The following is a 12,604-nucleotide window of genomic DNA, read 5'->3' as shown; positions in this document are numbered from 1 at the left end:
CCGAGCCCGCTTCGCAAGAATGGAAAAACCGCCCACTATATTTTCTACAAACAGGAGCAGTTTTTCTATGCGCACTATCAATCGACGAGCCATGATGACCGGATCGGGCGCGGCTGCCTTTAGCGCCGCCTTCGGTTTGCCCATTCCTTTTGGGCGGTATTTGCCGGACGGATTGAAACCGATCCTCTCGGCCGAAGCCGTGGCGCAAGCATTGGATACGTCGATTGATGGTAAGTCGGGATTGTCGGTTTTGAGTGACCGTCCTCTCAACGCGGAAACGCCGCCGCAACTTCTCGATGAAGCCGTCACCAGCGCCCAACACATGTTCGTGCGCAATAACGGCCTGACGCCGAATTTCTCGGACGAAAATATCGCTAATTGGCGTCTGGTTATCGATGGCGAGGTTGAAACACCGCTTGATCTGTCGATTGACGACCTCCGCAATGACTTCGACCCGGTCACACTGCAATTGCAAATCGAATGTGGCGGCAATGGTCGCCGGTTCATGACCCCTGCGGCACGGGGCAACCAGTGGTCGTTTGGGGCGATATCCTGCGCCGAATGGACCGGCGTTCGGCTTGCGGATGTGCTGGCAAAAGCTGGTCTGAAAGACACGGCTGTTTACACCGGCCATTACGGCGCTGATCCGCATCTTTCTGGCGACCCGGATAAAACCCCAATCTCGCGCGGGGTGCCGATTCAAAAAGCGCTTGAACCCCACACCATCATTGCGTTCGCCATGAACGGTCAGGACATTCCACTGCTTAACGGTCATCCGCTTCGCCTGATTGCGTCGGGGTGGCCGGGATCGTGTTCGCAAAAATGGCTGACCCGGATATGGGTCCGGGATCAAGTCCATGATGGCCCGAAAATGACCGGGCAGTCTTATCGCGTACCGAAATTCCCCGTCGCACCCGGCGTCGAAGTCGCCGACGAGGACATGAAAATTATCGAATCCATGCCGGTTCGTTCCGTAATTACCGCGCCGACCACCGCCTCTCGCTTTGCGCCCGGCGTACCATTTACGGTGCGCGGTCACGCGTGGGCGGGCGATCGCGCCGTAAGCGCCATGGATATCTCGATCGATTTTGGCGCGAGCTGGCAGCGCGCAACCCTTGATGCGCCAGTCAACCGTTTTGCGTGGCAACACTGGCGCACCAACGTGACCCTGCCCGAAGCGGGCTATTTCGAAGTTTGGGCGCGCGCCACCGATGATGCGGGCATCATGCAGCCCGCCACCCAACCGGGATGGAACCCACGGGGGTATCTGAACAACCTTCAGCATCGCATTGCTATGTTTGCGGTGTGATCAATATGCGAGATCATTTGACCCGGATCGCCGTCATTGTTGGAATGTTTATCATTGTATCCATACTGATAAACCTGACATCGCACCAAGACCCCGTGGAAATCGCCACCGCCGATACCCACACTAACCCGGTTGCCGTTATGGCTGATACGGCGGATGCGATAATCAATTACACGCCTGCTTATGCGGCGCTTAATCCCTATCAAACCACAACAGAGCAAACCGCGAACGCACAATTTGATCCGAGTGATGATTATTGGGGCTTGCCCCGCTCGCCGGGACACGAAGAAACCGCAGCCTACTGCGCCGCGTGTCACACACTTCAGATCGTCATGCAGCAGCAGCAAACTGCTGAGGGCTGGGATTATCTTTTGAATTGGATGGTCAGTAAACAAGGCATGGCCGAGCCACCCGCAGATGCCCGCGCGTTGATCCACGATTATCTCACGCGTGAATTTGGCACAGACCAAGCGCCAGAATAAAAATACTGTCAGCACGAAAACCCTTTGTGACTAAATCTCGTCACGCAGTATGGGGCCGTCCCGACAGGCGGGGATAAAATTTAATAAAAAATATTTGGCGGAGAATTTATCCCCGCCTTTTCGTTCCGTGGTATCCTAGGCCTTAGGCGCTAGCGCTTCGTTTGCCAAGTTTTCGCGATTGGCAAGCGCGCTACGCAAAATCCAATAGCCACACGCCAGTCCAATTACGGCGGAGGCAACAAACGTTCCCTCAAGAGCAATTTTGCCCAAATGCATCAACGCGCTAATGGTCCAAAGCACAGCCTCGGAAAATGCAAAACTTTCAGATGCGATCAGAATAACAAGCGCGGCCAAACCTATTTTTTCCAACATAATGACTCTCTCCACATGAATAGACTTGACTTGGGTATTGGATTTTGACTTCGCAAGCGTATTTTTTAATGTACCCAAAATTTAATCTAGTTATTTTCTGCTTCTTCAAGCTGGCGTTTTAATTCGTCAATCTCTTTTTGGGTCAGCCCATCATCATCAGGCAATGTCCATGACGGTTCAAATGGCTTCGGCCCGATACCCGGACGATTGCCTTCGACACCGCGCATAAGGTTGTCATCAGCACTGTCGGCCAAACCATTCACATCACCACCCGGCCGACGAAGATCTTCAAGATCTCGCTGCAACCGATCCGCCTCTAGCTGGCGCGCCGTTGCAGGCCCGACAACTTTGTCGAGATCTGGCCCGGTTCTACCGGCTTCCCGCTCACGCTTTAAGAGTTCGGTGGCACGGCTCCAATCTTCACCACTCGCACCGGGACGCCAGCCAGAGCGAATTTCCCGCCGCCCTGCGCATTCCTCAGCTTTATCGTCATTTTCAAATTCTTCAGGACAGAATATTGCCACGACACCGGACGAACCGGGCGCAATCGCACCCTCACCTTCTGGCAATGGCGCACTGAAATCGACCTGCGGCAACGCCACCCGAGGCCGCATGAATGTGCGGCGACCAAAGACCGGCTCTTCGTCAAACATGTCGTCGCCTGATGGCTGAGCCTCCTCAACTTCTGGCAAAGGTGCTTCAGAAACCACTGGTGCTTCGAGTTCATCGGGGTTGGTAGCAGCGTCTGTGGCCTCGTCCTCGCCACTCGTGTCCTCATCACCCAATATCTCATCAAGGCCGACTTCGGGATCAGACTGCGGGTCTTCCGATACTAATGGCTCAGGCGCTTCCTCGGTCGGGATTTGCGGCTCGGGCTCTGGCGTGGGTGAGACCAGTTCGTCCTCTACCGACGGCGAAGGTTCAGGGATCAATGGCTCTGGCGCATCGGCTGGCGGTGCCACCTGCGGATCAAGGTCGAGATTAATCTCTGGGATTTCAGATTCTGACTCTGGTTCCGGCTCTGGTTCCGGTTCAACTTCCAATTCCGGCTCTGGCTCTGGCGTCGCAGGCTCTTCAGGGGTTGGATCAGGAAGTGGCTCTGGTTCAGGTTCAATTTCCGGCTCTTCGACAATTTCGGGCTCCGGTTCGGGTTCTGGCTCAGGCTCGGGCTCGGCAACTTCCGGCTCTGGCTCAGGTTCGGGCGACAGTTCTGGGTCGCGCAACGGCAAATCGAACGGAAGCGTTTCGACCAACGTCACACTAATCGTGTCGCTGGGCGCATTCGGGATCCAAATCCGGACCCGCGCGAATGTAGACATCAACGTCAACACAACCAGATTAATCGATAACGCCAAAATAAATGCCGAACGCCCTTGGCGCGTTTCGTTCTGCGTTACGAAATTAAGGACACGCGCGCTTACCCGCCCCCAAGGCCGCCAAAGCTTGCGGCCAAAATTTGACGCCGCGCACGCCCCCGGAATCCCGGACACAACCTTGCTGAGCGCGCCTTTTTCACTTTTAGGCGACGTTTTTTTGCTTCCGACCGGAGAATCCGGCTTGGTCTCGTCATTCGTCATGCGGCGCGACATTGATCGCAGCGCATTAGACGCTTAAACGCGGAGAAAGAAAAAGGGAGACGGCCCAAGTGAAAATCCTGTTAGTTGGTGGCGGCGGTAGGGAGCATGCGCTCGGATGGAAAATTGCGCAAAGCCCAACCTTGTCAAAGCTATATCTGGTGCCTGGGAACCCCGGGCTCAATCATCTTGGTGAAAATTTGCCTCTCGCAGATGGTGATATTGAGGCGATTGCGGATTTTGCGGCTGAAAGCAAGGTTGACCTCGTTGTTGTCGGCCCGGAAGCCCCATTGGCAGCAGGATTAGGTGATCTACTTCGTGATAAGGGCATAGCATGTTTTGGCCCGGATCGCGCGGCCGCGCAGTTAGAAGCGTCAAAAAGCTTCATGAAAGATGTCTCCCAAGCGGCGGGTGCGCCGACAGCCGCTTATGGCAAATTCACCAAAGCGCCGCCAGCCAAGGAATTCCTACGCCAGCAAACAGCCCCTTATGTCATCAAAGCTGACGGTTTGGCCGCCGGTAAAGGAGTTGTGATCGCCGAAACCCTGGCCGATGCAGATGCGGCCGTGGATGACATGCTCGCCGGTCAGTTCGGCGCAGCCAGCGCATCCATCGTGATCGAAGAGTTCATGCATGGCGAGGAAGCCAGTTTTTTTGCGATCACGGATGGCAAGACCATTGTGCCGATGCTTGATGCACAAGACCACAAACGCGCCTTTGACGGTGACGAAGGACCGAATACGGGCGGTATGGGCGCATATAGCCCCGCCCCGGTTTTCACATCCGCCGTATATGAACGGACCATGCGCGAGATCATCGAGCCCGTTGTTGCCGAAATGGCAAAGCGCGGCACGCCCTATGTTGGCGTTCTTTATGCGGGTTTAATGATCGAAAACGAACGGCCACGCCTTGTTGAGTTTAATGCACGCTTCGGCGATCCGGAGTGTCAGATTTTAATGCGCCGCCTACGGAGCGATATTTTGCCCGTGCTTTACAAAGCTGCGACCAACGCACTTAATGACACCACGCTTGATTGGAGCGACGAAGCCGCCGCAATCGTGGTGATGGCCGCCGATGGATATCCCGGCAGCTATGAAAAAGGTTCGGTCATCGGCGGTATAGAAACGGCCAATACACTGCCGGGCGTCGTTGTTTTTCACGCAGGAACCAAGTCTAATGCCAATGAAATTGTTGCCAATGGCGGGCGCGTATTAAACATCTCAGCTACGGGCAAAAATATCGATGAGGCCGTATCGCGCGCCTATGCCGGGGTCGCCATAATTGATTGGCCGCAAGGTTTCTATCGCAAAGATATCGCATGGCGGGCACTGGAGAAACGTTGATGAAAAATGTCGAAACTTGGCGCAACGATGCACAGAGTTTCGAGGCTAATGGCGCACGCATCGCCTATTGGACATCATCCAACCAATCTCACGACAAACCCTGGCTTTTGCTGATTCATGGTTACCCTACATCCTCTTGGGATTGGACGGGCATATGGGAGCGCCTATCGGAAAAGTTCAATCTGGCGGCAATGGACATGTTGGGGTTTGGACTTTCTGATAAGCCAACAAACACACATTACAAAATTGTGTCTCAAGCCGATCTACAAGAAGCCGTTCTTGAAAATCTCGGCGTTGGTGAGGCCCATATATTCGCTCATGATTACGGCAATAGTGTCGGGCAAGAATTGCTGGCCCGCCACAATGAAGGCACGCTTAGCTTTGCCATTAAATCTATGTGCTTTTTGAATGGCGGGCTATTCCCGGAACAACACCGAGCATTGACAATTCAAAAAATTGGCTTATCCCCCCTTGGGCCGCTGCTCGGCGCGATGTTAACGCGCGATAAGCTACAAAATACCTTTAACAGTATTTTTGGACCCCAGACGAAACCGAATGATACAGAAATTGACGCGCATTGGGCGTTTCTTACTGAGCAAAATGGTCGAAAAGTCTTTCACAAGCTTTTACAATATATTCCGCAACGCAAAGCAAATCGCGCTCGCTGGGTGGGAGCATTGAAAGAAACACATTTACCGCTTTGCCTAATCAATGGCGGGGCCGATCCGATTTCTGGAAAACATCTCTATGACTATTTTTGCGAACAAATACCAAAGGCTACGGCCTATTTACTCGAAGATCTCGGTCATTATCCGCAGACGGAATCTTCGGACCGAACACTAGATGCTTTTCTTTCGTTTCATCGTAATTCAGGAACCCAATTTCAATGACCGCCTTTTTAAGTGTTTTCATTACCGTTTTTCTTGCCGAGTTGGGGGATAAAACCCAACTCGCGACCGTTCTTTTTGCGAGCGAAGATGGAAAATCAAAATGGATGGTCTTCTTTGCGGCCGCCGCTGCGCTTACTCTGTCTACCGCGGCGGCTGTCCTCGCGGGTGCTGCTGCCGACCGCTTTGTCAGCGCGCTACCGCTCAAACTTATTGCTGGTGCCGGTTTTATCCTGATTGGCACCTTGATGGTTATCGAACATTTTCGTGCAGTATAAAGGAGCCTGACCCATGGCTGATAATTCGGACCCAGACTTTACCGGCCTTGGTGCCACACCAGATCATTTGAAGATCGATGAGGCCGCGCTCACCCGCTATATGTCGGCGCATGTTTCCGGCTTTGAAGGCCCCGTTGATATTCAAAAATTCAAAGGTGGGCAGTCAAACCCAACCTATTTGGTTTCTACCCCTTCAAAGCAATATGTAGTTCGGCGCAAGCCGCCCGGAAAGCTATTGCCATCTGCCCACGCGATCGAGCGCGAATACAAAGTGATGACCGCACTTGGCGCACAGGGCTTTCCGGTTCCGAAAACCTATACTCTTTGCGAAGATGCCTCGATCATCGGCACGCCATTCTTTGTTATGGATTTCCTAGAGGGGCGCATTTTTTGGGATGCGGGCCTGCCAGAAGCCCAAAAAGAAGAACGCGCACCACTTTATCATGCGCTCGTGGATACGCTCGCCGATCTGCACAATATTGACTACAAAGCAGCCGGTCTTGGCGATTACGGCAAGCCCGGCAACTATTTCGAACGACAAATTGGCCGCTGGTCAAAACAATATGAAGCCGCTGAGACAGAACAAATAGACGAAATGAATTCGTTGATGAAATGGCTGCCGACCGCCCTCCCCAGCGATGATGCGACCAGTGTCGTTCACGGTGATTTTCGCTTCGATAATGCGATTATGCACCCCACCGAACCCAAAGTCCTCGCAGTGCTTGATTGGGAACTATCGACGCTAGGCCACCCACTCGCGGACTTCACCTATTTTTTGATGTTGTGGCATTTCCCGCCAACCGTACGCGGCGGGTTGATGGGTCTCGATATAGACGCGCTTGGTATTCCATCAATGGACGATGCAGTGAAACGATACTCTGATCACACAGGGCGCGGCGAGATAACGGATCTAAACTTCTGCCTCGCTTATAATATGTTCCGTCTAGGGTCGATTGTTCAGGGCGTTTATGCACGTGCGCTGCAAGGGAATGCATCTTCCCCCGAAGCTTTGAACATGGGCACACAGGCCCGCATGCTGGCGACTTTGGCATGGTCATACGCGCAAAAGGCCGGCGCATAAGCGCCGACTCACTTCCAGTCCAACAACTGATCTAAATTATCAAACTATAAACGCAAAAAAGCCGGCCAAAAGGCCGGCTTTTTCAGATCGCGTTCGGTGAACGCTAAATCAATTAAGCAGATTTCTTACGGCGTGATGCAAAGCCAAGGCCTGCAAGACCAGAAATCAGAAGCGGAAGTGCTGCTGGAACTGGAACGTCGCTTACGTCGAACTGAGCGATGGTGAAACCAGCGCCATCTGTGATTGGCTCAAAGCGGAACACAGAACCGAAGAACGTGTCAGCAAGGAGGTCAACAGCAGTGATCGTCGCGAAGAAAACGTTGTCGATGTAAAGATTGAAGTCACCGCATGGACCTTCTGATCCTGGGTTTGAACAATCTGTATCGTTACCAGCGTTAAATTCGATGTTTGAAAGGAACACTGAATCTGTGAATGTGAATTCAACTGATTCTGCAGCGCTGAACTGGATTTGGTCTTGAGTCTGATCATCTTCAGAAATCGCACCGAGACCTGAATTGTCTGGGAAGATATCTTGGATCAGTGTTGTTGGGTTGCCGTTTGCGTATGCAACAGCAGTAAACTCAATACCGTCTTTAGAGTAGTCAAAGCCCTCTGCGTCATTGTCAGAACAGAAGTCAGTGCCGATTGTGCCGCAATCTTTGACGATATTTGCAGCATTGGTTGGATCATCTCTGAACGCAGCGCCAGATTTGAAGATAAATGTTGTCGCGCTCGCCGGCGCCGCCATCATGCCAGCTGCAAACGCTGCTACGGCTAGGTAACGAAGGGTTTTCATGTGGTATTCCCCCACTCAAACTAATAAATGAATCCGGGAACGCCGGACGTCGCGCCGTTAATAAATCTTTAACAGCGCGCGTAAAATCCCAACTGTTGACCCAAATGTCAACGGAATTTCGGCTTAAAAACGGAAAAAACTGCTGCAATGCAACAGGGCAGATTAGTTTCCTATATCACTCCCGCATAACGGGTATTTTAACCAAAACCTAGCCCTATTTTTGCCCAGTTTTCGCCTTTATTGGTAAACTGAAATGGTTGTTTTCCACAAGGGGTTCGGTGATCTTAACGCTAACTATTTCACTTTACTGGCGTTAACCAATATCGCTAACCACAATATTTAGATTTCAACCAAAAACCGGAGGCGACAATGGCGCTATCAACAAAGAATTTCAGACTTTTTAGCGCCAGTTTTTTTGCTCTCTTGTCGACCGCCTGCTCAAACGATGCTGAGCCGAATTCGACAACACAACAGCCCGCAGTCACGATCTTTACGGGCGGGCCGATCTATACCGGCGTCGAGAACGCACCAACAGTAGAAGCCGTCGCTGTATCCGAGGGCAATATCCTTGCTGTGGGGACACGCGAAATCATTATCGACAGCGCAGGGCCAGACCCCAAGATCGTCGATCTTGCTGGCGCTGCTTTATATCCCGGTTTTACTGATGCCCACGCCCATCTATTGGGAATAGGCATGCGAGAGCTTACCTTCAATCTAGAGGGTACCGAATCGATCGCCGCATTGGTCGAAGCGCTCAGCGAAGCCGTAAAGCAAGCCGACAATCCCAAAAGCATTATTGGCGTAGGCTGGATTGAAACAGGCTGGCCCGAAGGCCGAATGCCCAATCGTTACGATCTCGATCCGGTCAGTGACGACATTCCCGTGCTGCTCATACGTGCTGACGGTCATGCTCTCGTGGCCAATTCTGCGGCCCTGATTGCGAGCAATATTGACGACGCCACCCCAGACCCTGCTGGCGGCAAAATCGAACGCGATGAAAACGGCGTCGCTACCGGAATTCTGATCGACAATGCAATGACGCTGGTACAAGCCTTATGGGACGCGCCAAACGAGGCGCGAAAACGCGAGGCATATTCAAAAGCCGCAGAGGTTTATTCAAGCCACGGGTGGACCGGCCTTCACAATATGTCTGTCGCGCCAGAGAATATCGCAATCATCGAAGAGATGTCAGACCAGAAGGATTTCGCGATTCGCGTTTACAACTCGATTGATGTCGCAGGTCTAGATGCCTTAGCCGAGGCAACGCCACGCACAAACAAAAACAATCACGTCATCACCCGCGCCATTAAACTTTATATCGACGGCGCACTTGGGTCGCGCGGCGCGGCTCTGACCGAGCCTTATTCTGACCGGCCAGAAAACGCTGGCCTGCTTTTAATGACCCCAGACGAAGCAAGACCGATCTTGGAACGCGCCATCAGTGCAGACATACAGGTGAACACCCACGCCATTGGCGATCGCGGCAATAGCCTGTTGCTCGATTGGTATGAACAAACTTTCGCGCGCCATCCCGACAAGACTGATATACGGTGGCGGATTGAGCACGCGCAAATTCTTCATACAGAAGATATTCCGCGCTTTGCGGAATTAGGGGTAATAGCCTCTATGCAACCATCGCACGCGATTGGCGATATGTTTTTTGCCAAAGATCGCCTTGGTGCTGATCGTCTCGAAGGGGCATATGCTTGGCGTGCACTCATCGACGCCGGTGCTGTTGTGGCTGGTGGCTCTGACGCGCCGGTTGAACGCGGCGATCCGTTAATAGAATTCTATGCGGCTGTGGCGCGTAAAGGATTGAACGGCTACAGCGATGAATATTGGCACCCTGAACAAGCCGTCACCCGCGACGAAGCCTTAAAAATGCTTACGTTGTGGCCAGCCTATGCGTCATTCCAAGAAAATGCGCTCGGCACGATTGAACCGGGAAAAAGAGCGGACTTCACCGTGTTTTCGAAAGATATCATGACCATAGCTGAGGATGACATTTTGACCGCAAAGCCGGTGATGACTGTGGTTTCAGGAGAAATCATTTTTCAGGCCAAAAAATAAGCACACTGGCCACAAACCCAATTTGCCGAAACACAGGGGCGGATAATTGCACACGGCCAACCGGCTCCCCATATAATCACCGTGATGACCTTTTGGCAGTTTTTGATAATTTTCGCGCTTGTGGTCTTCGTGCTCTGGAATATGTGGGTCGCCATTCGTTCAATCGGCGATCCGGATGACGAATGCTAACAAGACGAACAAGGTTGATGTCTTAACCGCTTCAGTAATATGGCGCGGATGAGAGCCGTTGCGAAATCCACCAAATATTTCCCGCTATATCTTTTACCCCGCCTTGGCGATCCCCATACGGCATATCGGCAACGTCCATGATTTTCGTCATGTCGCCTGTGATTGCTTTTTCAAAAGCAGTATTTGCGTTCTCGACATAGAGATAAAGCGCAAGGGATGATGGTGGAAAGCCCTGCCCCGCTTCACTCACCATTATTGACGCTGAACCAATCCGGACCTGACCATTCGCAAGCTTTCCATCATCATTCAGTGTACGGCCAAGCTCTAGGCCATCCAATGCCTGAACAAGGTGGTCCATATAAGCCAATGCGTCATCCGCAAAAATATAAGGCGTGATTTGCGAAAACCCGTCCGGAATATGCATATCACCCCCTGATTGTTAGGCTGCAAAAAGCTGATCAATCTGCTGAAGGCATTTAAACTCAAGGGCATTGCCCGCAGGGTCCAAGAGGAAAAATGTCCCTTGCTCGCCCGGCTCGCCCTTAAACCGAATGCCTGGCTCAATGATAAACTCAGTGCCCGCTGCCTGAAGCCGAGCGGCCAGCGCCTCCCAATCCTTAGGGTCGAGTACAACACCAAAGTGTTTCACCGGTACATTCTTACCGTCAACAGGGCCAGTGCTGGCGCGCCCACACTCGTCCGGCGCTAAATGCGTCACCAATTGATGTCCGAAAAAGTTGAAATCTATCCAACGATCTGAACGGCGCCCACGGTCACAACCAAACAGGTCGCCGTAAAACGCCTCCGCCGCAGCAAGGTCATCAACGGGAATAGCAAGGTGAAAAATTGAACCTGATTGCTGTGATCCAGAATTATCTGACATTTTGCGCTCCTCGCTCGTCATAGCTTGCGTAATTGAATCTGACGCGCGAAACCATATGTAAGTGCTTGAGGTTTGCCTAGGGTAAGCCACCCGAATTGAGCCAAGCATGCGTATTTCTTCAGGAGTGAGCCGTTGCCAGAAAAGTTTATCCGTCTGACGGACCAATATTATGTCTCGCCACAGATATCACTTGATGATGTCGCAATCGCAGCAGATCAAGGCTTTACCTTGATCGTCAGCAACCGACCTGATGGCGAAATGCCGGGCCAGCCGCCGTCAACCGAAATGGAAGCCGCCGCGAAAGCGGCCAATATCCAATACGCGCATATCCCTATTGATGGGCGGGGCCTTTCCATGAGCCATATTTCGGCCTTGAAATCGGCGTTAAATGAAGTGAAAAACGGAAAGGCATTGGCCTTTTGTGCGTCTGGTACGCGGTCGGTTATCCTGCGTTCCTACAGCGAGGCGACCGACGGCCGGTCGAGCGAAGACATCATCGCCGAGGCCGCAGCCGCCGGTTTTAACATCAGCCCGCACGCACAGGCACTTGAGAGCCTCGCCGCGCGCACTGAAGAGGACGAATAATAGACGATGAGTTTGTTTGTTTTGTTGCTTACCGGGCTACAGGCCATTGACCCATATGCCCCGCCTGAAATTCGCAAAGTTCCATCGTGTACTTGCCCCGAAATAGCTGAGTCTGGCGCAATTACCTTTGAGGGTTATGTGATCGATGCTGAGATGACCCTCGCGCCAGGTGGGCTAAACACCAATGATCGAATGGCGACAATTTTTGATGTGAAATCATCCAACGACCCAACCATCATTGGGCGCACTCGGGTATGGCACGAAACCACAGAAGACAAATGCGGCATCACTTTTGACTATGGCAAAAAGTATTCTGTTTCTGTCAGGGTCATCGAAGACGACCTATTAGAGACCGATAGCTGTTTGACTACTCGCTGATGAGCTCAATAATGAATGATGATCCGTGCACTTGATGCTGCCGCAGGAATGACAATCGTTTCGGTCAGCGTAACCCCACACCGAAGGACCGCCATGTCGCGCCCATCAGCATCGGTTGCACGACCATCTTGACCTTCGCCGCAATCGAGAAAGCTACCGCGCTCTTTTTCGACCACATATAGATAATTCGGCGGTGCCGCCACATAGGCGCGGTCGGTTATGCCGCCGGTGCTGTCACCCATAGAAATACTGCCCGCCGTGCCGGCAAACGCAGGTGCGATATAGAGCGCCAAGGTTAAGATAACCGTGAAAAATATAACGGCGCGGCGGTTAAAATGTTTTGCTTCGGTACACATGCGCGGCTCGTCGCAATATCC

At 52.4% G+C, this 12,604-nt stretch carries 15 protein-coding genes; 9 read left to right on the top strand and 6 right to left on the bottom strand.

The features are described 5' to 3' along the window. The first annotated feature begins 67 nt into the window (after positions 1–67). Together ABFZ84_RS06585 and ABFZ84_RS06580 are read left to right on the top strand one after the other, a co-directional pair. Positions 68–1,309 (top strand): sulfite oxidase, encoded by a 1,242-nt coding sequence (locus ABFZ84_RS06585; RefSeq protein ID WP_369313167.1) that lies wholly within the window; start codon positions 68–70, stop codon positions 1,307–1,309. Between the two features lie 5 nt (positions 1,310–1,314). Then, positions 1,315–1,791: a hypothetical protein gene (locus ABFZ84_RS06580; protein ID WP_369313166.1), complete on the top strand. Its 477-nt coding sequence runs from the start codon at positions 1,315–1,317 to the stop codon at positions 1,789–1,791. Between the two features lie 135 nt (positions 1,792–1,926). Here the strand turns inward: ABFZ84_RS06580 and ABFZ84_RS06575 are convergent, their stop codons facing one another. After that, positions 1,927–2,163, bottom strand: coding sequence for a hypothetical protein (locus tag ABFZ84_RS06575; protein WP_369313165.1), 237 nt, complete (start codon positions 2,161–2,163; stop codon positions 1,927–1,929). Between the two features lie 86 nt (positions 2,164–2,249). Continuing rightward, the gene (locus ABFZ84_RS06570) at positions 2,250–3,653 is read right to left on the bottom strand and encodes a hypothetical protein (protein WP_369313164.1); all 1,404 of its coding nucleotides are present in this window, start codon (positions 3,651–3,653) and stop codon (positions 2,250–2,252) included. Between the two features lie 155 nt (positions 3,654–3,808). Between ABFZ84_RS06570 and purD the strand changes: the two genes are divergently transcribed. From purD to ABFZ84_RS06550, 4 genes are read left to right on the top strand one after another with little or no spacing between them, the layout of a single operon-like run. Then, complete coding sequence (purD, locus tag ABFZ84_RS06565) at positions 3,809–5,080, top strand: phosphoribosylamine--glycine ligase (RefSeq protein WP_369313163.1); 1,272 nt, start codon at positions 3,809–3,811, stop codon at positions 5,078–5,080. After that, on the top strand, positions 5,056–5,970 hold the full coding sequence (locus ABFZ84_RS06560) for an alpha/beta fold hydrolase (protein WP_369313162.1): 915 nt from the start codon (positions 5,056–5,058) through the stop codon (positions 5,968–5,970). Before purD ends, ABFZ84_RS06560 begins: the two co-directional genes overlap by 25 nt. Next, complete coding sequence (locus ABFZ84_RS06555; protein ID WP_369313161.1) at positions 5,967–6,245, top strand: TMEM165/GDT1 family protein; 279 nt, start codon at positions 5,967–5,969, stop codon at positions 6,243–6,245. Before ABFZ84_RS06560 ends, ABFZ84_RS06555 begins: the two co-directional genes overlap by 4 nt. 13 nt (positions 6,246–6,258) lie before the next feature. Next, complete coding sequence (locus tag ABFZ84_RS06550; protein ID WP_369313160.1) at positions 6,259–7,326, top strand: phosphotransferase family protein; 1,068 nt, start codon at positions 6,259–6,261, stop codon at positions 7,324–7,326. Between the two features lie 112 nt (positions 7,327–7,438). On the opposite strand, the gene ABFZ84_RS06545 is transcribed toward ABFZ84_RS06550, so the two are convergent. After that, positions 7,439–8,122 carry a VPLPA-CTERM sorting domain-containing protein gene (locus tag ABFZ84_RS06545; RefSeq protein WP_369313159.1) on the bottom strand — a complete coding sequence of 228 codons (684 nt, stop codon included), beginning with the start codon at positions 8,120–8,122 and terminating at the stop codon, positions 7,439–7,441. Between the two features lie 369 nt (positions 8,123–8,491). Between ABFZ84_RS06545 and ABFZ84_RS06540 the strand changes: the two genes are divergently transcribed. Further along, complete coding sequence (locus ABFZ84_RS06540; RefSeq protein WP_369313158.1) at positions 8,492–10,192, top strand: amidohydrolase; 1,701 nt, start codon at positions 8,492–8,494, stop codon at positions 10,190–10,192. A 220-nt stretch (positions 10,193–10,412) separates the two neighbouring features. On the opposite strand, the gene ABFZ84_RS06535 is transcribed toward ABFZ84_RS06540, so the two are convergent. Further along, positions 10,413–10,805, bottom strand: coding sequence for a VOC family protein (locus tag ABFZ84_RS06535; RefSeq protein ID WP_369313157.1), 393 nt, complete (start codon positions 10,803–10,805; stop codon positions 10,413–10,415). Between the two features lie 15 nt (positions 10,806–10,820). Beyond that, entirely contained in the window at positions 10,821–11,264 is a 444-nt protein-coding gene (locus ABFZ84_RS06530; protein ID WP_369313155.1) for a VOC family protein, read from the bottom strand. Positions 11,265–11,396: 132 nt separating this feature from the next. Here ABFZ84_RS06530 and ABFZ84_RS06525 point away from each other — a divergent pair, with 132 nt between their 5' ends. Both ABFZ84_RS06525 and ABFZ84_RS06520 read left to right on the top strand, forming a co-directional pair. After that, on the top strand, positions 11,397–11,849 hold the full coding sequence (locus ABFZ84_RS06525) for a TIGR01244 family sulfur transferase (protein ID WP_369313154.1): 453 nt from the start codon (positions 11,397–11,399) through the stop codon (positions 11,847–11,849). Positions 11,850–11,855: 6 nt separating this feature from the next. Further along, positions 11,856–12,227 carry a hypothetical protein gene (locus ABFZ84_RS06520; RefSeq protein ID WP_369313153.1) on the top strand — a complete coding sequence of 124 codons (372 nt, stop codon included), beginning with the start codon at positions 11,856–11,858 and terminating at the stop codon, positions 12,225–12,227. A gap of 5 nt (positions 12,228–12,232) precedes the next feature. Here ABFZ84_RS06520 and ABFZ84_RS06515 read toward each other — a convergent pair whose 3' ends face one another. Then, positions 12,233–12,583 carry a hypothetical protein gene (locus tag ABFZ84_RS06515; RefSeq protein WP_369313152.1) on the bottom strand — a complete coding sequence of 117 codons (351 nt, stop codon included), beginning with the start codon at positions 12,581–12,583 and terminating at the stop codon, positions 12,233–12,235. Positions 12,584–12,604: the final 21 nt, after the last annotated feature.

The organism is Hyphococcus lacteus (assembly GCF_041058985.1).
GTDB classification, from domain to species: domain Bacteria; phylum Pseudomonadota; class Alphaproteobacteria; order Caulobacterales; family Parvularculaceae; genus Hyphococcus; species Hyphococcus lacteus.
The sequence above is the reverse complement of the archived record's forward strand: the minus strand, read 5'-3'. Positions and strand labels throughout refer to the sequence as shown.